Below are 21,212 nucleotides of genomic sequence, written 5' to 3' on the forward strand. Positions count from 1 at the left end.
GTGCTTGGAAACAAAGGGTAAAGCGCGTCGCATAAGCTATATGCAGACGCGCTTTCGTAAGTGAAAGAGTGCCATGCGTTGTCCCTATTGCCAATCTGAAGATACGCAGGTGAAGGATTCCCGCCCGGCGGAAGACGGTGCGGTCATCCGCAGGCGCCGTGTCTGTTCGGTTTGTGGTGGGCGTTTCACCACTTTTGAGCGCGTGCAGCTGCGTGAACTTATGGTCGTGAAGAAGAGCGGTCGCCGTGTGCCTTTTGATCGCGACAAGCTTACCCGCTCCATCGATGTGGCCTTGCGCAAGCGCGATGTAGACATCGACAGGATCGAACGTGCCATCTCAGGCATTGTACGACAGTTAGAGAGTTCTGGCGAGGCGGAAGTAACCTCTGATGAAATTGGTCGTTTGGCGATGGACGCGCTCAAGGGCGTCGATGACATTGCCTATATCCGTTTCGCATCGGTTTATCGCAATTTCAGCAAGGCTGTTGATTTTCACAATGTAATTGACGAGCTGACAACGACCGAGACTGAACGCGATCCGGACGCATAATATGAGCTACGTGGAATTCCCGCATGCCAATGTGACCGCGGATGATATTCGTTTCATGGAAGCGACCATCCGTTATGCACGCCGTAATAAAGGTCTGACAGGCACCAACCCCTCCGTTGGCACGATAATCGTCAAGGATGGAGTTATCGTCGGTCGTGGCGTAACGGCGATAGGCGGACGGCCACATGCCGAGCCGCAAGCGCTGGCGGATGCCGGCGAAGCGGCACAAGGAGCAACCGCTTATGTTTCTCTCGAACCGTGCGCTCATCACGGTCGCACACCCCCTTGCGCGGAGGCATTGGTACGTGCTGGCGTTGCGCGGGTATTCGTTGCGGCTACTGATCCCGATGAAAGAGTAAGTGGAAAAGGTTTTGCCATTCTGCGTGAAGCGGGCATCGAGGTCTTGCCTGGCATCCTGTCCGATAAGGCTGCGGATGATCTTGCGGGTTATCTGAATCGATCTTCTAAAAAACGCCCGGAAGTGATTCTGAAACTTGCACTTTCTGCCGATGGCTTCATCGGAAAAAAGGGTGAAGGACAGGTCGCAATTACCGGCCCGATTTCACGTGCGCAATCACATATTCTGCGGTCGCAGACCGATGTGATCCTTGTTGGCGTCGATACGGCAATCGCCGATGATCCCATCCTCAACTGCCGCCTTCCGGGCCTGGAGCAACGTTCCCCGATCCGCCTTGTGCTCGATAGTAGCTTGAAGCTGCCACTCGATTCAAAGCTTGTACGCAGTTCTGAGGCCATTCCACTATGGTTGGCGTGCTGCGAACATGTAGCGTCCGAACGGCGTTATGAAATGCAGGCAGCAGGATGCCGGATCGTTGCAGCGGAAAGTGATGGTGAGCATATCGCCTTGCCGGAACTGATGGATGATCTTGCAGCACAGGGCATTTCTTCCGTTCTGGTTGAAGGTGGCGCCAGCGTTGCCAAGAGTTTCCTGAAGGAAAAGCTGGTTGACCGGCTCATCCTTTTCCATTCGCCTGTGGAAATCGGCGCGACAATTGGGGTTGCTGTTACAGGTCTGCAATCCCATATTGATAATGAATTCACTATTTTGCGCAGGGCGCAGTACGGCGACGATGCCTGTATCGAGTATGTAAGGAACGCGTAATGTTTACTGGGATTGTCACCGACATCGGTAAGGTGGATCGTATCAAACCGCTGAATGAAGGCGTATTGTTGCGGATTGAAACGGCTTACGATCCGGAAACGGTTGAGCTTGGCGCTTCGATTTCCTGTTCGGGTGTTTGTCTGACCGTGGTGGCTTTGCCGGAAAAAGGCACCAATGCGCGTTGGTTTGAAGTTGAGGCATGGGAAGAAGCGCTTCGCCTGACCACCATCTCAAAATGGGAGAATGGCACGAGGATTAATCTTGAGCGCTCACTTAAGCTCGGCGATGAAATGGGCGGTCATCTGGTGTCCGGACATGTCGATGGACAGGCAGAAATTGTTGAGCGCAAGGACGAGGGCGATGCAGTCCGTTTCACTCTGCGCGCACCGGAAGAGCTTGCACCTTTCATTGCCCAAAAAGGTTCTGTTGCACTTGATGGCACATCGCTGACGGTTAACGGCGTGAATGGGAATGAGTTTGATGTTCTGCTCATTCGCCACTCACTCGAAGTGACAACATGGGGTGATCGACAGGCGGGTGACAAGATCAATATCGAGATCGATCAGCTTGCACGTTATGCAGCAAGGCTTGCGCAATATCAGAAATAAGCTTAGAGCCTAAAGTACCCTAAGCTATTTTTCGAATTTGGCGCTGACCGCAGGTTTTGTGGTCCGCGATTTCTGTCATGGAGTTTCTCATGTCCAAGCACGAGGCGCATGCGCCGCACCTGCTCATTGTCGAAGCGCGTTTCTATGAGGATTTGTCCGATGCGCTTCTCGATGGCGCAAAGGCTGCTCTCGATGCGGCTGGCGCAACTTATGATGTTGTGACAGTTCCCGGCGCACTTGAAGTGCCTGCGACTATTTCTTTTGCCCTTGATGGCGCCGAAAACGGCGGCACCGAGTATGATGGCTTTGTCGCACTTGGCACAGTCATCCGTGGCGAAACCTATCATTTCGATATCGTTGCCAACGAATCCTGCCGCGCTCTGACCGATCTTTCGGTCGAGGAAGGACTCGCAATTGGTAATGGTATCCTGACGGTTGAAAACGACGAGCAGGCATGGGTGCGTGCGCGTCGTGAAGACAAGGACAAGGGCGGCTTTGCTGCCCGCGCAGCACTGACCATGATTGATCTGCGTAAGAAATTCGGAGCCTGAAACGATGACTTCTTCTTCTGAAGGCCGCTCCGCACCGAACGCCCCACGATCTGCAAACAAGCGCGGTGTTGCCCGTCTGGCCGCCGTGCAGGCGCTTTACCAGATGGATGTCGCCGGTACCGGCGTCATGGAAGTTGTGGCTGAATACGAGGCACATCGTCTTGGCAAAGAAGTGGACGGTATGCAGTATCTCGATGCTGATCCACAATGGTTCCGCGGTATTGTTGCCGGTGTTGTCGAAAACCAGCTTGCGTTGGATCCGCTGATTCATCATGCGTTGACCGAAGACTGGCCGCTTTCACGCCTTGATTCCACATTGCGCGCCATTCTGCGTGCAGGTGCGTGGGAATTGAAGACCCGCAAAGACGTGCCAACAGCTGTGATCGTTTCCGAATATGTGGATATTGCCAAGGCGTTCTACACGGAAGATGAGCCGAAGCTGGTTAATGCCGTACTTGATCGTCTTGCCTTTGAGCTGCGCGGCGAAAGCCGCGGTACAAAGCCGCGCGGCAAGTAATAGTCAGCGGATCATGAGAACTGAAAAAGGCTGCGAGAAATCGCAGCCTTTTTGGTTTGTTCACCGACAAACTACGGCTTGACCTTTTAAGGCAGCTTCCGCATGTTGAGCCAGCGGCATTGAGAATGCTGAAATGCAGAAACATCTGCCAAATATTTGATTTCAGGCAGATGTTTCGAGAACTAAAACAATTATGAATTAGCCGATGAAGCCCGGTGAATAGTCGGTTTCAGGCACTTCCATGCCGCCAGTCCTGGCCCGGGGAGGGGTTTTCGGGTCTTTTATGCGCCGATGTGTGCAGGTAATCGCAACTCATTTGTGAGCGATCTGCTTGTGGCTGGCGCGAGCTCAATGGGAGTTGGCCTAAATGGGAATTGGAGTTCTTCTTCTCGTCATTGCCTGCGGTATCGTTTCCGTTCTTTTTGCCGCATGGGCGATCCGCTCGGTGCTTGCGGCCGATCAGGGCACGCCGCGCATGCAGGAAATCGCCGGCGCTATCCGTGAAGGTGCGTCCGCCTACCTCACACGACAATATTCCACGATCGCCCTTGTTGGCGTCGTTGTCTTTCTGGCAGTCTGGTATCTGCTGTCGATTACTGCTGCTATCGGCTTTCTCATAGGGGCTGTTCTCTCCGGGCTGACTGGATTTATCGGCATGCATGTTTCTGTCCGCGCAAACGTACGGACCGCACAAGCCGCTTCCCTCAGCCTTGCCGGTGGACTGGAACTCGCGTTTAAATCTGGCGCTATTACCGGCATGCTGGTCGCTGGTCTCGCGCTGCTCGGTGTATCCGTCTATTATTTGATTCTAACGGTCTGGATGGGCTACTCGCCGTCTGACCGTACCGTGATCGACGCACTTGTGGCGCTGGGTTTTGGCGCTTCACTGATTTCTATCTTCGCCCGCCTGGGTGGCGGCATCTTTACAAAAGGCGCTGATGTCGGTGGCGATCTGGTCGGTAAAGTCGAGGCGGGTATTCCGGAAGACGATCCGCGTAATCCTGCAACCATTGCCGATAATGTGGGAGATAATGTCGGCGATTGTGCAGGCATGGCAGCGGACTTGTTCGAGACCTATGCAGTCACTGTTGTTGCGACAATGGTTCTGGGTGCGATCTTCTTCAACGGCTCCGATGTACTTTCAAGCGTCATGCTCTATCCGCTGGCAATTTGCGGTGCATGCGTGCTGACCTCGATTGCAGGCACCTTCTTTGTCAGGCTTGGCGTTAATGGCTCAATTATGGGCGCGCTTTACAAAGGTTTGATTGCAACCGGGCTTCTGTCCATCGTGGGCTTGGCCGTTGCCAACACGCTGACAATTGGCTGGGGTGAAATCGGCACTGTCGCAGGTAAGACGATTACAGGCACCAATCTCTTTATCTGTGGGCTGATTGGTCTCCTTGTCACGGGCCTGATCGTGGTGATTACGGAATATTATACCGGCACCAACAAACGCCCGGTCAATTCCATTGCGCAGGCTTCCGTTACCGGGCATGGCACAAACGTCATTCAGGGGCTGGCCGTTTCGCTGGAATCGACTGCTTTGCCTGCGATTGTCATCGTTGGCGGCATTATCGGTACCTACCAGCTGGCGGGCTTGTTTGGCACTGCAATCGCTGTGACGGCCATGCTGGGCATTGCCGGTATGATTGTAGCACTCGATGCGTTTGGCCCCGTGACCGATAATGCGGGTGGTATTGCGGAAATGGCCGGGCTCGACCCGGAAGTCCGCAAATCCACCGATGCGCTGGATGCTGTTGGTAACACGACCAAGGCCGTCACCAAGGGCTATGCAATTGGTTCGGCAGGTTTGGGGGCTCTGGTACTGTTTGCGGCTTACTCCAACGATCTGGCTTATTTTGCCGCTAACGGGCAAACCTATCCATATTTTGCCGATATGGGGCCGGTATCGTTTGAACTGTCCAACCCATATGTGGTTGCGGGTCTGATCTTTGGTGGCTTGATTCCATACCTCTTCGGCGGCATGGCTATGACGGCCGTGGGGCGGGCAGGAAGTGCCGTAGTGCAGGAAGTACGACGTCAGTTCCGTGAAAAGCCCGGCATCATGACGGGGCAGGAGCGTCCGGATTACGCGCGCGCGGTTGATCTTCTGACCAAGGCAGCAATTCGCGAAATGATTATCCCGTCACTGCTGCCAGTTCTGGCACCACTCGTCGTCTATTTCGGTGTGCTGCTCATTTCAGGCTCAAAAGCTGCAGCCTTTGCAGCTCTCGGTGCATCGCTCTTGGGCGTCATCATCAACGGGTTGTTCGTGGCTATATCCATGACATCGGGTGGCGGAGCATGGGACAATGCCAAGAAGAGCTTTGAGGATGGCTTTACCGATGCCGATGGTGTGAAGCACATGAAGGGGTCGGAAGCGCATAAAGCCTCTGTAACCGGCGATACGGTGGGTGATCCCTACAAGGATACGGCTGGTCCAGCGGTCAACCCGGCAATCAAGATCACCAACATCGTGGCGCTCTTGCTGTTGGCCGTGCTGGCACATATGGCTTGATATAAAAGCATATCTTCCAAAAGTGGGAACCAATTTTTGGATGAAGACATGTGTAAAAACAAAGACTTAAAGCGTGTCACGTGGATGTGTTAAAACGCGACACGCTCTGGTCCAACAAGAAAAGCCCGCCAGTTGGCGGGCTTTTTGAATTTTGTGGCAGATCAGTTGTTTGCGCCGCCTGCAGCACTTGGCACGGATGTCGGAGCCTTGCTAACACCCTGAATAATCTGACCGATAAAGGTCTGGTCCTTGCCGCCCGTTGGTGTCGTGCGCGACACGAAATCGAACAATTTACCGTCCTGTAGACCGTAATTGGCAATATTGCTGACCTTTCCGTCCTTGTCGAAGTAGACAGCAAGGATATGACGGTCGATGATCTTCGGCTTCATGAATTGTGCCGCACGGTAGCGCTTCTGCGAAATGTAATAAAACACTTCATTGTCGAAGGTTGCCGTGGTGGACGGTGTACCGAGTGCAAGAAGCACCTGTTCACGGCTGGAGCCAACCGGAACTGAATCAAGTGCCTCCTGATCGAGCACGTAACCCTCTGTAAGCGTTTCCGACGGATTTAGCGTGGATGCAGTGTTGCATCCGGCAAGAGCCGCCGAAAAGAGAATTGCTGTGCCTGCGAGAAGGGCACGCTGTTTGCGTGCGCTTAGGAAAATTCGCTGCAACAAAGACCTCTCCATACATTCTATATCAGCGCGGCACTTTCGCCGTCGGGAGAACTTCGGTAAACCACCTTGCTTCTGGATGCAACAAGTACGGTCGTACAGGAATGATTCTTCGACTTTTTCGCCGCAAATCAAAAGCTAATGAGACAGTTGTGCTTCGCGTTTACGAGACGATCGTGGCGGCGGCGCGGCAAAAGCGTTTTTATGCACAATTTCAGGTGCCTGATACGCCATTAGGTCGTTATGAAATGCTTTCAGTGCACATTTTCTTATCTCTTCATCGGATGAAGGGCGAAAATTCTGTGCTGATGCCGCTTGCACAGGACATTGCAGACGAATTTTTCAAAGATGTGGATCATTCTTTACGCGAACTGGGAATCGGTGATCAAGGCGTTCCCAAGCGTATGAAGAAGCTTGCGCGCATGTTTTATGGGCGCGTCAGTTCGTATGGTACGGCACTGGACGCTGGCGATAAAAATGCGCTGGCTATCGCTTTGACGCGAAACATTCAGCCTGATCTCGAATTCTGGCCACATGCGCACTATCTGAGCGAATATGTATTTGCCTGCCGTGATCGGTTGGTAAAAATTGATGACAGTGCTTTGGCAGCAGGCGACATATCCTTTATGGATGCGGATGAAATCGTGCTTACGCCAATTGATAGTACAAAAGAGGCAAACGAGAATGACTGATAAACCGGCGCTGACCTATCCCGTTCCGGTTCTTCATCTGCCCCAGAAGGGCTTAACGGTGAAGATCGGGACAAACGATAGGGAAAGAGCAGCATTGGCAGCTGAGCATGGCCTCCAGACTGTGAATTCTTTTGCCGCTGAGTTTTTGCTGACGCGGTGGAAAAAGAACGGCGTTCGTCTGCGTGGTACCATCAATGCAGAAATCGTGCAGTCCTGCGTTGTGACGCTGGAACCCATCGATGCTACGGTTTCCGAAGAAGTGGACACGATTTTCGTGCCAGAAAATTCACGCCTCGCCAAAATTCAGCTCGATGAAAGCGGTGAGTTGCTGCTGGATGCCGACGGCGCAGATATTCCGGAGACGTTTGTCGGCGATAAGATTGATATTGGCGCTGTTGCGGAAGAATTTTTTGAGCTCGCGCTTGATCCATATCCGCGCAAGCCTGGTCTGCTCGATGACGCTGAACCAGTCGTTTTTGGTGACGCGGAAGAGGGAGACAAGCCTGATTCGCCTTTTGCTAAACTTTCGGAATGGCAGAATAAGCCGTGATTTAACTGATGCTTGAGAGAATCTGGTTGTGCGCGACCGGAAAAACACTATTTTCGCGGAAAACCCCTCTGCTTTCAGACAGGCAGGATTGGGGAAAAGGGATCGCACAGGAATAATCAATAGTGATAAAAATTTCGATTGACGCCATGGGCGGTGATTTTGGCCCAGAAGTGGTCATCCCCGGCGCGGCGAAGGCACTTGAACGCCATCCTGACATCCGGTTCATTTTCTTCGGGCTGGCCGGACAGGTTGAGCCTGTATTGGCACGTTACCCGAAACTGCAGGCTGTATCAGAATTCCGCGCCAGTCAGGTCGTGGTTAAAATGGATGACAAACCCAGTCAGGCGCTTCGCTCTGGTCGTGGCAAATCTTCCATGTGGCAAGCGATTGAAGCCGTAAAGACGGGCGATGCCGACGTCTGTGTGTCGGCCGGAAATACCGGTGCGCTGATGGCGATGTCAAAATTCTGCCTGCGTATGCTTTCTGATGTTGAGCGTCCGGCAATAGCGGCCATCTGGCCAACTTTGCGCGGTGAAAGCGTTGTCCTGGACGTGGGGGCTACAATCGGTGCCGACGCTCGCCAGCTGGTCGATTATGCGGTGATGGGCGCCGGTATGGCGCGCGCGCTTTTCGAGACAAAAAAGCCAACGGTTGGCCTCCTCAACGTTGGTACCGAAGAAGTCAAAGGCCTCGACGAGATCAAGGAAGCCGCCCAGATTCTGCGCGACACACCGCTCGAGGGGCTGCAATATACCGGTTTTGTTGAAGGCAACGATATCGGCAAGGGCACTGTCGACGTGGTCGTAACCGAAGGGTTCACGGGTAATGTTGCACTGAAAACTGCCGAAGGTACAGCGCAACAAATGGCGCAACTGCTCCGTCAGGCGATGACCCGAACATGGCTTGCGAAAATTGGATATATTTTTGCAAAGGGCGCATTTGACCGCATTCGCGAAAAAATGGACCCGAACAAGGTGAATGGTGGCGTGTTGCTTGGCATGACCGGCGTTGTAATCAAAAGCCATGGCGGTGCTACAGCCGAGGGTTTCTGCTCGGCAGTCGAAGTTGGCTATGACATGGTGCGCAACAAGCTTCTTCAAAAGATTGAAGCTGATCTGGCTCATTTCCACCACAGTCATCCGCATGCTGTGTCCAATGATGGCAACGAAGCTGCCAAGTGATTGTTAGCCCTTTAAATTGGGTATGAATGTAGACCGGTAGGCGTGCGACCGGTGTGATCGGGCTAGAACGGTTTCAAAAAGTGGGAACCGGTTTTTCACCGAAACTGCGATAAAACAAAAAGATAGAGCGGCTCTTCCGGTTCAGGAAAAGTAGAAGCTGCTCGAGGACAGGAAAAAGATGATAAGATCTGTCGTAAGAGGTATTGGTTCAGCGCTGCCTAAGCGGATCATGAAAAATGCCGATTTTGAAGGCGTGATTGAAACCTCTGACGAATGGATCGTCCAGCGCACGGGCATTCGCCAGCGCCACATCGCAGATGAAACCGAGACAACAGTATCGCTTGGTGCCGCGGCTGCGCGTGCGGCCCTTGAAAATGCTGGTCTGCAAGCTTCCGATATCGATCTGGTTCTGGTGGCGACCTCGACGCCAAATCACACATTTCCGGCAAGTGCCGTCGAAATCCAGCGCGAGTTGGGCATCACTTCAGGATTCGCGTTCGATCTTCAGGCCGTTTGCAGCGGTTTCATCTATGCGGTGACGACGGCGGACCTTTATATTCGTGGTGGCATGGCTCAGCGTGTGCTGGTCATCGGGGCGGAAACCTTCTCGCGTATTCTCGATTGGAACGATCGCACGACCTGTGTGCTGTTCGGTGACGGTGCGGGCGCATTGGTTCTTGAAGCAGGTGAGGGCAAGGGCCTGACATCAGATCGCGGTATCCTTGCTGCGAATCTTCGTTCTGACGGTAATCACAAGGAAAAGCTTTTTGTGGACGGTGGTCCATCGACCACACAAACTGTCGGTCATCTGCGCATGGAAGGCCGCGAAGTCTTCAAGCACGCTGTGGGTATGATCACCGATGTGATTGAAGCGTCCTTTGCCGAAACAGGTCTATCTGCTGACGATATCGACTGGTTTGTGCCACATCAGGCCAATAAGCGCATTATCGACGCTTCGGCCAAGAAGCTGAATATCGCCGAGGAAAAGGTGGTTATCACCGTCGACAAGCACGGCAACACATCGGCAGCCTCGGTTCCTCTGGCACTTGCGACAGCCGCCGCAGACGGGCGCATCAAGAAGGGCGATCTCGTTCTTCTGGAGGCCATGGGCGGTGGATTTACCTGGGGCGCGGTATTGTTGCGCTGGTAATTAAAAATTTGATGGGCCGCGAGGAAACTCGCGGCTTGACCGGACCGCGTTTATTTGTGTAACCTCCTGTCACTTAAGGATATTATCTGTTCAAACGCTAACCAGGTAGGTTCTGTTATGGGAGGTAAGACGGTCACACGCGCTGATCTGGCAGAGGCTGTTTACCGCAAGGTAGGCTTGTCCAGAACAGAATCGGCGGCTCTGGTCGAGATGATCCTCGACGAAGTCTGTGACGCTATCGTAAACGGTGAAACTGTGAAATTGTCGTCATTCGCGACATTTCAGGTCCGTGACAAGAATGAGCGCATCGGTCGCAACCCGAAGACCGGTGAGGAAGTGCCAATTCTTCCCCGTCGTGTCATGACGTTCAAAGCTTCTAACGTTCTCAAACAACGCATCCTTCAGGAACACCAGAAGCGCGGGTCGAAAAGCGCCAAGTCGTAGTTTTTAGATGGATAGAGGTTTTTAATCTCTTTGTTCTTTACTGTATCGCCCCTTTGGGGGCGAAGTATTACGCTTGCTTATATATCCAGTGACATCAGCAGTCTGAAATCTGTGCTTCTTCCTGTTATATATGAAGGGGTGCTTATAAAGTTCTGATATTATATAATCTACGGACAGAGCGAGTCGGTTCCCTAATATAACAAGCCGAAAAGTAGGGGCTTTTCGTTCGATATTTATATGTTAAACGCCGTTCGATTATTATGATACTTTGGCCGACACGAAATTATGTGTCGATTGCCATTTGAACGATCTGGGCTGGCAGGACTCGCTGCACGGCGAGGCCAAACCACTGGAAAGGGCAAGCAGATGGACAAAAGCCCTGATGCATTCAGGACTATAAGCGAAGTAGCAGAAGATCTCGATCTTCCGCAGCATGTGCTGCGCTTCTGGGAGACGCGCTTTACCCAGATCAAACCGATGAAGCGAGGCGGCGGTCGTCGCTATTATCGTCCGCTTGATGTTGAATTGCTCAAAGGCATTCGCCACCTGCTTTATGATCAGGGTTACACTATCAAGGGTGTCCAGCGGCTCCTCCGTGAAAACAATGCGCAATTCATCATCGCGCTTGGCAATGGCGATGTTCAAGCCATTGAAGCCATCACGCGCCAAAAGCAGGCCGCCGCTGAAAAGCAAGCGATGGAAAACGCTGCCGATAATGAAATGGCACTGCCAAGTGGCATCAAGGCACCGCAACCTGCGCGCAAGCTGTTTGGCTTGTTGAAGGGTGAAGAAGACGGCCCGATTGGAGCTGATGGGAAGCGCCCGTCGAAGGACAATCGTTCGCTTCTGCAGGAAGCACTTTTTGACCTGCTTGAATGCAAGCGCCTGCTGGATCAGGTTCGCTAATAGGTCAGCTCACGCTTGCCGGGCAATAAAATGAAAAAGGGAGGCAGTGCCTCCCTTTCTTTTTATCACTTACGTCGACGACAGCTTCAAGCCAATAATACCGGCCAGAATGAGTGTTACACTGGCAACGCGGAAGAATGTCGCGGCTTCACCCAGAATGAATATTCCAACGATGAATGCACCAACCGCGCCAATGCCGGTCCAGATTGCATAGGCTGTACCAAGCGGCAGGGTGCGCATTGCAATCGAAAGCAAGGCAAAACTGCCGATCATCGTGACAATCGTAATAACGCTAGGCGTTAAAAGCGAGAAGCCTTCCGACTTTTTCATGAAGTAGGCCCAAACAACTTCGAGGCCGCCAGCCAGTGCTAGATAGATCCATGCCATTTTAGTGCTCCTAGGGTATGGGCCGTCCCATTTTTCAAGAGAACGAAAGGTCGTCCTTTCGTCAATATTGTAAATCTAATGAGAAGGGTGCAGAGCATCATTGAGATACATGCAGCTCAGCATGGTAAAGACATATGCCTGAATGATTGCCATCAGCAATTCAAGTGCTGTCAATGCGACGGTCATGGCCAGAGGCATAATGGCCGATATTAACCCCAGCGAACCCAGACCACCCAGTCCAACCACAAATCCGGCAAATACCTTCAGCGTGATGTGACCGGCGAGCATGACTGCAAACAGACGCACCGAATGACTGATCGGGCGCGAAATGTAGGACATGAGCTCGATAGGAACGATAATCGGCGCGAGCATCACCGGGACGCCTGCGGGCATGAACAACCGGAAAAACTTGAAACCGTGGCGTAGCAATCCGTAAATGGTGACCGTAAGAAACACGAGCATAGCCAGTGCAAACGTGACGATGATGTGGCTTGTTACCGTGAAGGCATAAGGAAACATGCCGATGAGGTTGGCCACAAGAATGAACATGAAAAGCGAGAACACCAATGGGAAGAATTTCATCCCGTGTTCACCTGCATTTTCACGTATAGTCTTTGATACAAACTCGTAAAGCATTTCCGCCGACGACTGCCAACGACCTGGCACTACTCTACTGCGTCGCGAGGCCATGAAGAGAAAGCCTGCAGCGACTGTTACGGTCAGCAGCATGTAAAGTGCAGAATTCGTGAAAACGATCTGCTGGCCACCCACGGTGCCAAGCTCGATGATAGGTCGGATTGCAAATTGTTCTATAGGCCCGGCCATGGAGCACCCCTCCAAATGGGGCCGTCCCCTATGCGAACACAGGCGCGGGTCGTCCCGCGCAGCCCTCAGATAGAGAAAGTTTTTGCGATCTGCAAGTCCGCGAACGAGCCGAAGCTTACGAAAAGTTAATTGTTTCGCTCTGGATCGATTAGCTTTTTACGCTATCCTTAATTACCGCAACCAACTCTGGAGACGGATCGATGGCTATTTCACGGCGAAATTTTATCGTTGCAGCTTCTGCTGCAGGTGGCGGAATAGCTTTATCGCCATTTGAAGTTTCGCAAACTGCGGCGCAAACACCTGTGTCAAAAGTGGAAAACTCTGGTTTTCATAGGTTTCAGTTTGGCGACTTTGAAATCACGACACTTTCTGATGGGCGCCGGGCGGGTGAAGCACCAGAGAAGACTTATGCGATCAATCAGGATCCAAAAGATGTTGCGGCATTGCTGGAGGAAAATCTGCTTCCTGCCGATCGTTTTGTGAATAGTTTTACGCCCGTTCTGATTAATACTGGTAAGGAACTGGTCCTGTTCGATACAGGAATGGGGGCAGGAGCCCGTGAGGCGGGGCAGGGCAAATTGATCAGTGCACTGGAGGCTTCAGGCTACAAGGCGGATGACGTTTCTCTTGTGGTTCTCAGCCATTTCCATCCCGATCATATCGGCGGTTTGATGGAAGACGGAAAACCAGCCTTTGCAAATGCACGCTATGCTGCGGGACAGAGAGAGTTTGATTTCTGGACCGACCCAGCCCGGCTCGAAAGTCCGGCAAAGACCGTCGCACAAATGGTCGAAAAGAACGTAAAGCCGTTTGCAGAAAAAGCCACCTTCATCGATGATGGCAAAGAAGTGGTCCCCGGTATTCATGCTATCGGCGCTTACGGCCACACGCCGGGGCACTTGGCATTCCGGGTGGAATCGGATGGCAAGTCGCTCGTGCTGATTTCAGACACAGCTAATCATTCGGTTATCACCTTGCAGCGTCCAGACTGGCACGTTTCATTCGATATAGATAAGGACATGGCAGTCGCGACCAGAAAGCGCATCTTCGATATGATCGCTACCGACCGGCTGCCTTTCATCGGCTATCACATGCCATTTCCGTCGCTTGCTTATCTGCAGCGCGAGGGCGAGGGCTATCGTTACATTCCTGAAACCTACCAAATTCGTAACACTTAATTTGGCAGGTTTGCGGTGCAAGGGACTTCATTTTCATAAATCCGGAAAATAGACCTTGCACCGCAAGTCGTTATATTCTACGGCTTTTTCATGGCTCGGAGCGTAGCGCAGCCCGGTAGCGCACTTGACTGGGGGTCAAGGGGTCGTGGGTTCGAATCCCGCCGCTCCGACCATTTACCCCGACAATAATAATACATTGATGGCGCTGATGGGGCGTTTGCTATTTAGCTTATAGATACGTCCTTGTTCAGTTTTTCCGTTGTTGCAATGAGCATAGAATTACGTGTGGATGCCTTTTGCAGCGACTTGGAAAATGGCCGGGCAGGGGGAGGATCTGCGCTATCGCTGCGTAAACCGTAACCAGCGGCCGGGCGTCATTCCAAAGGCTGATTTGAAATGCCGCGTGAAATGGCTTTGATCTGCAAAGCCGCAGGCCACAGCAATTTCCGCCAAGCTTACATTGCTACCGGATAGCATACGTCGACCTTTTTCGAGTCTGCGCATGATCAGATAACGATGCGGGCTTGTTCCATGAATGGCTCTGAAATGGCGAGACAACGTGTATCTGTCGAGACCTGAAACGTTTTCAAGGTCGACCGATGAAACTGTGCTTTCGATATTCTCCATAAGGTATTCGCGAATATTCAGCATCGCGCCATGTGCAATAACTTTGGGATGTCCCATCTCTTCCGCTGCATGCTTCCAGAGGTTGGAATGTAGCCGCGTTATTACATCGTCGAGTAGCAGTTCATCGGGCTCGTTATTGAGATCTATAAGAACCTCGACCAGCAGTTGATGGAGCATCTTGTCAGATAATATAGGCTCTTTGACAAAAGGTAAGGTGCGCGTGCGATTTGACGCTTCGAGCAATAGTTCCGGGGGAAAATAGAACATCCTGTAATGTAGCATGTTTTCTGAGCCCGCCGCACCATCATGTAGTTCATCGGGGTGAATCACAATCGTGTTTCCAGGAATGCTAACGCGAGTTGCTCCTCGATAACGAAATGTCTGTACGCCGGCTAATGTAATTCCAAGCGCATAAGTATCATGGCGATGAGGACTAAATCCAATGCCATGGAATCTCGCATCAATGCGATCAATCCCGCGTTCTGTCGGCGCATGCAGGATTCGCTCAGATTTGCACAAACGTTCAATACTCAAAATATTGCAGTCCCTAACATCCGCTTACAACGAACATAACGGGATTATTTTTGCATGTTTGATACAAAGTTCACAATTGTTTTGCGGGATGATTTGGCTCCCTGGCAGGAGCTCAATGTCACCGCTTTTCTCGCAAGCGGGATTGTCAGTCAACATCTGGACATCATCGGTGAACCTTATCAGGATGGGGCGGGTAATATCTATAACGCGTTGTCTGTCCAGCCCGTAGTCATCATGTCCGCGGATACGGCTCAAATGCGTAAGATTCACATGAAGTCGCTGGAGAGGGGGATTCGAACATCCTTGTATATTGACGAGATGTTTTCCACCGGGCACGATACTGCGAATAGAGAAGTTTTCTTAAAATTTTCACCTGAATCGGCAAATGTGGTGGGTATCGCCATTCGTGCAGAGAAGAAAATAGTCGACAAGTTGGTCAAAGGCGCAAGGCTTCATAAATAGATATTTACTATTTACTTCTGCATGATGTGCAAAGTTGGCAGCTACGTCATGAGTTATTCAATTGTGCATGTGATGGATTTATAGAAATTTCACATGACTACAGAAAAGACCCGTGGTTCTGCAGTCAAAAAAAAACCCCTGCTGGTAAGCGGGGGCAATGTTAATTTTATGCATATTTAAAAAGATCACGTACGGGGGTAACCATGACCCTTTCATTTAAATGAAGTTTATACAAGTAATCAATTAGTATTATCTATAAATTATAAATACAAAACCTTTTCGTTCTAGTGTGATGCAGTTTAGTAGCAATAATATTCTCCAGCAATCGCATTTGTTCGCTCGCAATAATTTGGATGATGCAGGGATGGCGTGATATCTATCTCCATAATGAGATGTTCTTCGCAGTAATAATTTGACCTTTTGGTATAATTAAATGTGCCTTATGATGGCCGAATTTGCATATGTAATTGGCGAGCCTTTCAAGAGTTAATTGTCGAACGAAGACGACATTTAACCGGTTCAATTCGCTGTTTAATCAAGCTTTTCTGCGATATTGTTATCGGATATGCTTGGTGTTTGAGGCTGAATGGAGTGAGTTTGATTATTGAGTTTGTAAAATACGTGTCGATCGTTGTGATTGGTCTTTTGCCTATCATGAATCCATTGACCACAATTCCACTATATATGTCGCTGACCAAACGCATGAGTGCTGAAAACAAACGCGTTCAGGCACGAAAAGCTTGCATATATGCATTTTCGATTCTGACTGCTTTCCTGCTCCTCGGAAACGGCATCATTTCGCTTTTCAGCATATCCATGCCGGGTATTCGTGTGGCTGGCGGGTTGATCATCATGATCCTTGCGCTACGAATGATTTTCTCCGGTGAAGATTCATCATCGGAAGTGGATGCCGAGCCTGCCGATATCAAGAAGGCTGATCTGGATTATTCGTTCTCGCCGTTGGCGATGCCCAGCCTCGCGGGACCGGGTTCCATAGCGGTTGTCATGAGTTTCGCGTCGCAGATACCATCGGAACATGTCATTGTGGGCCATTTGGTCGTTATTTTGGGTGTCGCTATAACGATCTGTGTAGCCTATCTCGCATTGTCCTCCGCACCGCTCATTGAGAAAGTGCTTGGTGAACACGGTATGCAGGCGGTGACAAAAATCATGGGCTTTCTACTGACCTGTGTGGCTGTACAGTTTCTTGCGTCAGGTATCCGCGATTTTTTTATCGAGTTCAGCAAGATCAACTAAAACTTTTCCAAAAAGTGTGAAACGGTTTCGGAAAAGATACGCGTAAAAACAAATGATTAGAGCGCTGATTTGATTCAATCAGATAGGTGCTCTAGGTGCGTGGAATGAAGAGAATAATGCACGCTCCGGTGAAAGCTACGGTCGCGCCGATAATGTCCCAGCGATCTGGGCGCATGCCTTCAGCGGCCCAGATCCACACAATCGATGCGATAATATAAATCCCGCCATAAGCGGCGTAAGCGCGTCCCGCAGCGTCGCTCTCAATAAGCGTCAGCAGATAGGCAAAAAGGGCAAGGCAAACCAAGCCAGGAATGAGCCAGAGCGCGGATTTGTCGAGTTTAAGCCATGCCCAAAACGAGAAGCATCCGGCAATCTCAAATATAGCTGCGGCGGCATAGATCAGGAATTGCAAAGCAGATTTCCTTGGCATTGGTTGGGTGATGCGGCTTCGCGCTGGTGTTTATATTCCAATCCAGCACCCCCCCATATGAGGCCAAAGAGCAGATAGAAATGCCGCCAGTGATCGGTGTCGATCACATTGCCGATGAGTACGTGACCAAGATAAGTCGCATAGGCACAAAGCAGAAATGGTTGCCATGGCCGGTTTCTGAACATTAGTTTGAAACCGATGGCCAGAGTAAGGAAAGTCAGCGTTATGAAGGCGATAAAACCAATCCAGCCGTAATCAAGCACTGCTTTCAACCAGACATTATGGGTGTCTTCACCAAACATGGGGCCAAACTCCAGTGGCCCAATTCCCAGAGGGTGTTCTGTCGCCAACACCATGCCAAGCCAGTGTCGGGCAAACCGGCCCAGACGTGCACTGTCATAGCTTTGCTCGAGGCGGGCGCGCTCGAAAAAGAATGCTCTTACATCGGGAATTTGCAGGAGCAGCACAATAGCCAGAGCAATAGCAAGAACCGCAAGGAGACCGATTGTGATTAATCGCAAGCGAAATCTGTTGCTTTCGCTCTGAAGCAGCAGAACTGCAAAAACACAGAGAAATGAAAGCGGCGCCATGGCCCAAGCAGCACGCGAGAAAGAAACCAGTATGCCAAGTGTCAGTACGCAGCACAAAGGCAAATAGATGAGCAAATCTCGGCCATTGCCTTTCATGATGCGGTAAAGACTCCATGTGAAGGGAAGCACCAAAAATGGCCCGTAAACATTTGGATCTTTAAAACCGCCCATCGCGCGCCCAAAGCGGGTAAAGACATCGGCACCGGGAAACAGATTGAGATAGCCCGCAATACCCAGCAGCGATGATAGGATGCCGATGAGAAGGTAGGCGTTGAATATTGTTTTCAGACGACGATAGTCTGCTTCGATGATTGCTGCATAAAAAACTGCCGTGAAGGCGAGAAACAGCGAAACGGCGATATATAACGGTGCATCTTTTGTATCCGCCATTTGCATGACGGAAATCATGCCGCCGAAGTTGAATACAGTCAGCAAAGCAAGCAGCACCGAGCTGGTTCGTGTCAGCCGCATCCCAAAAAGCAGGGCCACAGCTATGAGCGCGACCATATAAAGCTCATAAGGAGCGGGTTCGCTCATCACGAAGCCAAGCAGAAAAACACCGAGCCCGATGGCAAAATTAGCGATGAGCCTGTTTAAAGCGCGCTTACCTGCAATTTCTGTTGCAGGTAAAACGCGGTAAAGCGCAGATATCCCGCTGGCGCTGTTTGCGACCGTTCTCAATAGGCATTTTCCGTGTTGAGAAGTCTGATGGGTGTCAGGAACAGGATTTTGAGATCGAACCAGAGTGACCAGTTTTCAATGTAAAACAGATCATATTCTGTGCGCATTCTTATCTTTTCGTCATTGTCGATCTCACCACGCCAGCCATTGATCTGAGCCCAGCCAGTCACGCCCGGTTTGACGCGGTGCCGCGCGAAATAGCCATCGACGACCTCGTTATACAATACATTATGCGAGTGAGCTGCCACTGCATGTGGGCGCGGCCCTACGAGTGATAGGGAACCCGTCAACGAATTGAAGAATTGCGGTAGTTCGTCGATCGATGTCTTGCGGATGAAGCGGCCGACGCGGGTCACGCGGGGATCGTTTTTCGTGACAGCGTTGCGTGCAGTCGGATCGCTCAGCTCGGTATACATGGAGCGGAACTTCCAGACATTGATGACTTCGTTGTTAAAGCCATGACGCTTCTGTTTGAAGATCACAGGACCCTTGCTGTCGAGCTTGATGGCAATGGCTGTGGCCAGCATGATCGGTGAGAGAAAGATGATACCAAGCAGACTGAAAGTGATGTCGAAAATACGTTTCGCGACGGAAGCCCAGTCGTTAATCGGTTTGTCAAAGATATCAAGCATCGGCACGTTGCCAATGTAAGAATAGGCGCGTGGGCGAAAGCGCAGGTGATTGTTGAGTGCCGACAGACGAATATCGACCGGTAGAACCCAAAGTTTGTTGAGGATCATCAGAATGCGCTCTTCAGCACTAATCGGCAAAGAGACGATCAACATATCGATATAGGCAATACGCGCAAACTCGATCAGCTCCCCGATATTTCCGAGCTTTGGATATCCAGCGACGATGGGCGGAGAGCGCTTGTCGTCGCGATCATCAAAAATACCGCAGATGCGGATGTCGTTGTCTGGTTGCTGCTCCAGAGAGCGGATCAGTGCTTCAGCATTAGGGCCACCGCCAACGATAACGGCGCGACGTTCCATGATGCCGTTCCGTGCCCAGCGACGTATCCGCCATGAGACGAACAGGCGGCAGGTAATGAGGATAATTAGCCCGCTCAAAGCCCAGATCAAAAACCAGGCGCGTGAAAAATCCGAAGAGATCTTGAAGAGGAAACCTGCCACGGCAACGGTGCCAAGGACAGTCGCCCAGCTAATGATGACGCGCTTCAAATGACGGCTGGGGCTGCGCAGAATATTGATCTGGTAGCCATTGTTGATTTCCATCAAAAGCACATAAAGACCGCCGCCTGCGCCCATGATGAGAAAATAATAAAGCAGGTGGGGAGTGTTGAAGCCCACGTAATAAACGAAACTGAATACACCTGTCAGAAAAACAATGCCGAATTCAACGAGCCGTATCACGCCGCTCACCATGGTCGGCGATAGAGTATCCCGGGCATATTGCGCAGCCATCTGGCGCGCCATCGGGTTTAACTCAATGTGTTCTTTCTGCTTGGAGCTACTCGTGGCGCCAGCACTGCTTGCCTCAGGACCGACCGGAGAAAGCGCATCATTATCCCGCACAGTTTTACCCCTACCAATTAAAGTGCCGGGCTATCTTTAAGGGCAAATCCTAAGGATTTGCTGATCAAACGGTTCCAGCGGCTGCAAGATTTTCAGGAACGTGCTTCACGGTAAACCAATTCTATAGAATGTGCCATCGTCTGAAGGCTGAACCTTTCGTGCAGACGTGTGTTGTTGGGCATTGATGAGAGAAAACCATCCTTGTCATTCGCAACTGCAAGCAGCTTGGCTGCAAGAAACTCTGTGTCTGGTTCAGCAAGCGCCGGTGAGTTGGGACCGAAGATTTCGGGAATACCGCCAACATTGCTCGCAATCACAGGCTTCCCCGCAGCCAATGCCTCCAACACGATATAAGGAAACGCTTCCGCGCGTGATGGAATGACCATGATTTTGCCGAGCGGAAATGCTTCTCTTGCAGCCATGCCGGGCAGGAAGCGGATTTGGTCTGTTATGCCGAATTCATCTGCGAGCACCTGAAAACCGGGCTTCTCCGCGCCATCACCGACGATAGTGGCGGTAAAGCGTTTGCCATGTTTGTCACGCAGAGAGGCAAGGGCGCGGATCAACAGATCGGGTCCCTTCAATGTACGCATCGTGCCTATAAACAGGAAGTCAGTAGCGTCAGGTGCGGTTGACGTATGAACAAACTCTTCATCCGACAAGCCATTATAGATAACCGCGTGGAGATCGTATGGCCTGCCAACCTTCTCTTCATATGTTCGCTTCTCGAAGTTCGAAACAAACAGAACGGCGTCGGTGAGCGGAGCCAGCAGCCTTTCAACCAGAAAGACTGCGCTACCACGGCGTGTCTTTCTGTCAAAATGCAGGCTGCCGCCATGCGGTGAATAGATACGGGCTACGCGAGACTTAAAAACCCGTAGAACTGAGCCGAACAGACGCGCATAAACGCCACCTTTGGCGCCATGGCCGTGCAAGATGTCCGGCTGCAATTTCTTGATTATGCGATAGGCCTTGTATGCTGCTTTGATATCGCCAATGCCGATATGCCTCTGCATGGCGATACGATGGATGCCCAGTGCAAGCTTGGGCCTTAATTCTTCCAGTAATTCATCTTCACGCGGGCCGCCGGTCGTTGCATCACAGAGAATGCCGACCTGATGTCCGTTTGAAGCCTGAATGCTGACGAGATCGCGAACATGACGGAACAGGCCACCTGTAGGTTCGCGAAAACAATGGACGATTCGTAGGGGCGCATTGTGCTTTTCATCAGACATTTATCGC

Annotated in this window: 23 protein-coding genes and 1 tRNA gene; 16 read left to right on the forward strand and 8 right to left on the reverse strand. The window is 51.3% G+C overall.

What is annotated here, in order from left to right:
* Nucleotides 1-73 precede the first annotated feature (73 nt).
* The 6 genes from nrdR (at nucleotide 74) to CEV33_RS18415 (ending at nucleotide 5,867) form a co-directional block, all read left to right on the forward strand.
* Nucleotides 74-550, forward strand: coding sequence for a transcriptional regulator NrdR (gene nrdR, locus CEV33_RS18390; protein ID WP_094541864.1), 477 nt, complete (start codon nucleotides 74-76; stop codon nucleotides 548-550).
* A gap of 1 nt (nucleotide 551) precedes the next feature.
* Entirely contained in the window at nucleotides 552-1,673 is a 1,122-nt protein-coding gene (gene ribD / locus CEV33_RS18395) for a bifunctional diaminohydroxyphosphoribosylaminopyrimidine deaminase/5-amino-6-(5-phosphoribosylamino)uracil reductase RibD (protein ID WP_094541865.1), read from the forward strand.
* Nucleotides 1,673-2,281: a riboflavin synthase gene (locus tag CEV33_RS18400; RefSeq protein ID WP_094541866.1), complete on the forward strand. Its 609-nt coding sequence runs from the start codon at nucleotides 1,673-1,675 to the stop codon at nucleotides 2,279-2,281. The genes ribD and CEV33_RS18400 overlap by 1 nt, the downstream gene beginning before the upstream one ends.
* Before the next feature lie 89 nt (nucleotides 2,282-2,370).
* Nucleotides 2,371-2,832 (forward strand): 6,7-dimethyl-8-ribityllumazine synthase, encoded by a 462-nt coding sequence (locus CEV33_RS18405; protein ID WP_024897422.1) that lies wholly within the window; start codon nucleotides 2,371-2,373, stop codon nucleotides 2,830-2,832.
* Nucleotides 2,833-2,836: 4 nt separating this feature from the next.
* Complete coding sequence (nusB, locus tag CEV33_RS18410) at nucleotides 2,837-3,349, forward strand: transcription antitermination factor NusB (RefSeq protein ID WP_094541867.1); 513 nt, start codon at nucleotides 2,837-2,839, stop codon at nucleotides 3,347-3,349.
* Between the two features lie 367 nt (nucleotides 3,350-3,716).
* Nucleotides 3,717-5,867 (forward strand): sodium-translocating pyrophosphatase, encoded by a 2,151-nt coding sequence (locus tag CEV33_RS18415; RefSeq protein ID WP_094541868.1) that lies wholly within the window; start codon nucleotides 3,717-3,719, stop codon nucleotides 5,865-5,867.
* Between the two features lie 161 nt (nucleotides 5,868-6,028).
* On the opposite strand, the gene CEV33_RS18420 is transcribed toward CEV33_RS18415, so the two are convergent.
* A complete protein-coding gene (locus CEV33_RS18420) occupies nucleotides 6,029-6,544 on the reverse strand; it encodes an outer membrane protein assembly factor BamE (RefSeq protein WP_094541869.1) in 516 nt (171 codons plus the stop codon).
* Nucleotides 6,545-6,645: 101 nt separating this feature from the next.
* Between CEV33_RS18420 and CEV33_RS18425 the strand changes: the two genes are divergently transcribed.
* The 6 genes from CEV33_RS18425 to CEV33_RS18450 all read left to right on the forward strand — a co-directional run bounded on the left by CEV33_RS18425 (nucleotide 6,646) and on the right by CEV33_RS18450 (nucleotide 11,464).
* Nucleotides 6,646-7,233: a ubiquinol-cytochrome C chaperone family protein gene (locus CEV33_RS18425; protein WP_094541870.1), complete on the forward strand. Its 588-nt coding sequence runs from the start codon at nucleotides 6,646-6,648 to the stop codon at nucleotides 7,231-7,233.
* On the forward strand, nucleotides 7,226-7,783 hold the full coding sequence (locus CEV33_RS18430) for a YceD family protein (RefSeq protein WP_094541871.1): 558 nt from the start codon (nucleotides 7,226-7,228) through the stop codon (nucleotides 7,781-7,783). Before CEV33_RS18425 ends, CEV33_RS18430 begins: the two co-directional genes overlap by 8 nt.
* Nucleotides 7,784-7,905: 122 nt before the next feature.
* On the forward strand, nucleotides 7,906-8,964 hold the full coding sequence (gene plsX / locus CEV33_RS18435) for a phosphate acyltransferase PlsX (protein WP_094541872.1): 1,059 nt from the start codon (nucleotides 7,906-7,908) through the stop codon (nucleotides 8,962-8,964).
* Between the two features lie 178 nt (nucleotides 8,965-9,142).
* Entirely contained in the window at nucleotides 9,143-10,114 is a 972-nt protein-coding gene (locus tag CEV33_RS18440) for a beta-ketoacyl-ACP synthase III (RefSeq protein WP_094541873.1), read from the forward strand.
* Between the two features lie 117 nt (nucleotides 10,115-10,231).
* Nucleotides 10,232-10,558, forward strand: a complete 327-nt coding sequence (locus tag CEV33_RS18445) for an integration host factor subunit alpha (protein WP_024897430.1) — start codon at nucleotides 10,232-10,234, stop codon at nucleotides 10,556-10,558.
* 366 nt (nucleotides 10,559-10,924) lie between these two features.
* Nucleotides 10,925-11,464: a MerR family transcriptional regulator gene (locus tag CEV33_RS18450; protein ID WP_094541874.1), complete on the forward strand. Its 540-nt coding sequence runs from the start codon at nucleotides 10,925-10,927 to the stop codon at nucleotides 11,462-11,464.
* A gap of 69 nt (nucleotides 11,465-11,533) precedes the next feature.
* Here the strand turns inward: CEV33_RS18450 and sugE are convergent, their stop codons facing one another.
* Both sugE and CEV33_RS18460 read right to left on the reverse strand, forming a co-directional pair.
* Nucleotides 11,534-11,851 (reverse strand): quaternary ammonium compound efflux SMR transporter SugE, encoded by a 318-nt coding sequence (gene sugE, locus CEV33_RS18455; protein ID WP_094541875.1) that lies wholly within the window; start codon nucleotides 11,849-11,851, stop codon nucleotides 11,534-11,536.
* Nucleotides 11,852-11,926: 75 nt separating this feature from the next.
* Nucleotides 11,927-12,676, reverse strand: coding sequence for a F0F1 ATP synthase subunit A (locus CEV33_RS18460; protein ID WP_094541876.1), 750 nt, complete (start codon nucleotides 12,674-12,676; stop codon nucleotides 11,927-11,929).
* Nucleotides 12,677-12,876: 200 nt separating this feature from the next.
* Here CEV33_RS18460 and CEV33_RS18465 point away from each other — a divergent pair, with 200 nt between their 5' ends.
* Complete coding sequence (locus CEV33_RS18465; RefSeq protein ID WP_094541877.1) at nucleotides 12,877-13,854, forward strand: MBL fold metallo-hydrolase; 978 nt, start codon at nucleotides 12,877-12,879, stop codon at nucleotides 13,852-13,854.
* A gap of 96 nt (nucleotides 13,855-13,950) precedes the next feature.
* Nucleotides 13,951-14,027: transfer RNA gene (locus CEV33_RS18470), tRNA-Pro, on the forward strand.
* A gap of 166 nt (nucleotides 14,028-14,193) precedes the next feature.
* On the opposite strand, the gene CEV33_RS18475 is transcribed toward CEV33_RS18470, so the two are convergent.
* On the reverse strand, nucleotides 14,194-15,015 hold the full coding sequence (locus tag CEV33_RS18475) for an AraC family transcriptional regulator (protein ID WP_235818450.1): 822 nt from the start codon (nucleotides 15,013-15,015) through the stop codon (nucleotides 14,194-14,196).
* Between the two features lie 54 nt (nucleotides 15,016-15,069).
* Here CEV33_RS18475 and CEV33_RS18480 point away from each other — a divergent pair, with 54 nt between their 5' ends.
* Both CEV33_RS18480 and CEV33_RS18485 read left to right on the forward strand, forming a co-directional pair.
* Nucleotides 15,070-15,477, forward strand: a complete 408-nt coding sequence (locus CEV33_RS18480; RefSeq protein ID WP_094541878.1) for a DUF2000 family protein — start codon at nucleotides 15,070-15,072, stop codon at nucleotides 15,475-15,477.
* 591 nt (nucleotides 15,478-16,068) lie between these two features.
* Complete coding sequence (locus CEV33_RS18485) at nucleotides 16,069-16,734, forward strand: MarC family NAAT transporter (protein ID WP_094541879.1); 666 nt, start codon at nucleotides 16,069-16,071, stop codon at nucleotides 16,732-16,734.
* A 91-nt stretch (nucleotides 16,735-16,825) separates the two neighbouring features.
* Here the strand turns inward: CEV33_RS18485 and CEV33_RS18490 are convergent, their stop codons facing one another.
* From CEV33_RS18490 to CEV33_RS18505, 4 genes are all read right to left on the reverse strand, one after another.
* Nucleotides 16,826-17,146, reverse strand: a complete 321-nt coding sequence (locus tag CEV33_RS18490; protein WP_094541880.1) for a YnfA family protein — start codon at nucleotides 17,144-17,146, stop codon at nucleotides 16,826-16,828.
* Complete coding sequence (locus CEV33_RS18495; RefSeq protein WP_094541881.1) at nucleotides 17,134-18,435, reverse strand: O-antigen ligase family protein; 1,302 nt, start codon at nucleotides 18,433-18,435, stop codon at nucleotides 17,134-17,136. The genes CEV33_RS18490 and CEV33_RS18495 overlap by 13 nt, the downstream gene beginning before the upstream one ends.
* Entirely contained in the window at nucleotides 18,432-19,970 is a 1,539-nt protein-coding gene (locus CEV33_RS18500) for an undecaprenyl-phosphate glucose phosphotransferase (RefSeq protein WP_094541882.1), read from the reverse strand. The genes CEV33_RS18495 and CEV33_RS18500 overlap by 4 nt, the downstream gene beginning before the upstream one ends.
* Before the next feature lie 92 nt (nucleotides 19,971-20,062).
* Nucleotides 20,063-21,205, reverse strand: a complete 1,143-nt coding sequence (locus tag CEV33_RS18505; RefSeq protein ID WP_094541883.1) for a glycosyltransferase — start codon at nucleotides 21,203-21,205, stop codon at nucleotides 20,063-20,065.
* Nucleotides 21,206-21,212: the final 7 nt, after the last annotated feature.

This window comes from Brucella grignonensis (assembly GCF_002252505.1).
Taxonomy (GTDB): domain Bacteria; phylum Pseudomonadota; class Alphaproteobacteria; order Rhizobiales; family Rhizobiaceae; genus Brucella; species Brucella grignonensis.

Excerpts from the sequence above, each read along its gene's own strand:
- nrdR (WP_094541864.1), top strand. The coding sequence starts at position 74 with ATGCGTTGTCCCTATTGCCAATCTGAAGATACGCAGGTGAAGGATTCC.
- ribD (WP_094541865.1), top strand. The coding sequence starts at position 552 with ATGAGCTACGTGGAATTCCCGCATGCCAATGTGACCGCGGATGATATT.
- CEV33_RS18400 (WP_094541866.1), top strand. The coding sequence starts at position 1,673 with ATGTTTACTGGGATTGTCACCGACATCGGTAAGGTGGATCGTATCAAA.
- CEV33_RS18405 (WP_024897422.1), top strand. The coding sequence starts at position 2,371 with ATGTCCAAGCACGAGGCGCATGCGCCGCACCTGCTCATTGTCGAAGCG.
- nusB (WP_094541867.1), top strand. The coding sequence starts at position 2,837 with ATGACTTCTTCTTCTGAAGGCCGCTCCGCACCGAACGCCCCACGATCT.
- CEV33_RS18415 (WP_094541868.1), top strand. The coding sequence starts at position 3,717 with ATGGGAATTGGAGTTCTTCTTCTCGTCATTGCCTGCGGTATCGTTTCC.
- CEV33_RS18425 (WP_094541870.1), top strand. The coding sequence starts at position 6,646 with ATGATTCTTCGACTTTTTCGCCGCAAATCAAAAGCTAATGAGACAGTT.
- CEV33_RS18430 (WP_094541871.1), top strand. The coding sequence starts at position 7,226 with ATGACTGATAAACCGGCGCTGACCTATCCCGTTCCGGTTCTTCATCTG.
- CEV33_RS18440 (WP_094541873.1), top strand. The coding sequence starts at position 9,143 with ATGATAAGATCTGTCGTAAGAGGTATTGGTTCAGCGCTGCCTAAGCGG.
- CEV33_RS18445 (WP_024897430.1), top strand. The coding sequence starts at position 10,232 with ATGGGAGGTAAGACGGTCACACGCGCTGATCTGGCAGAGGCTGTTTAC.
- CEV33_RS18450 (WP_094541874.1), top strand. The coding sequence starts at position 10,925 with ATGGACAAAAGCCCTGATGCATTCAGGACTATAAGCGAAGTAGCAGAA.
- sugE (WP_094541875.1), bottom strand. The coding sequence starts at position 11,851 with ATGGCATGGATCTATCTAGCACTGGCTGGCGGCCTCGAAGTTGTTTGG.
- CEV33_RS18460 (WP_094541876.1), bottom strand. The coding sequence starts at position 12,676 with ATGGCCGGGCCTATAGAACAATTTGCAATCCGACCTATCATCGAGCTT.
- CEV33_RS18465 (WP_094541877.1), top strand. The coding sequence starts at position 12,877 with ATGGCTATTTCACGGCGAAATTTTATCGTTGCAGCTTCTGCTGCAGGT.
- CEV33_RS18480 (WP_094541878.1), top strand. The coding sequence starts at position 15,070 with ATGTTTGATACAAAGTTCACAATTGTTTTGCGGGATGATTTGGCTCCC.
- CEV33_RS18505 (WP_094541883.1), bottom strand. The coding sequence starts at position 21,205 with ATGTCTGATGAAAAGCACAATGCGCCCCTACGAATCGTCCATTGTTTT.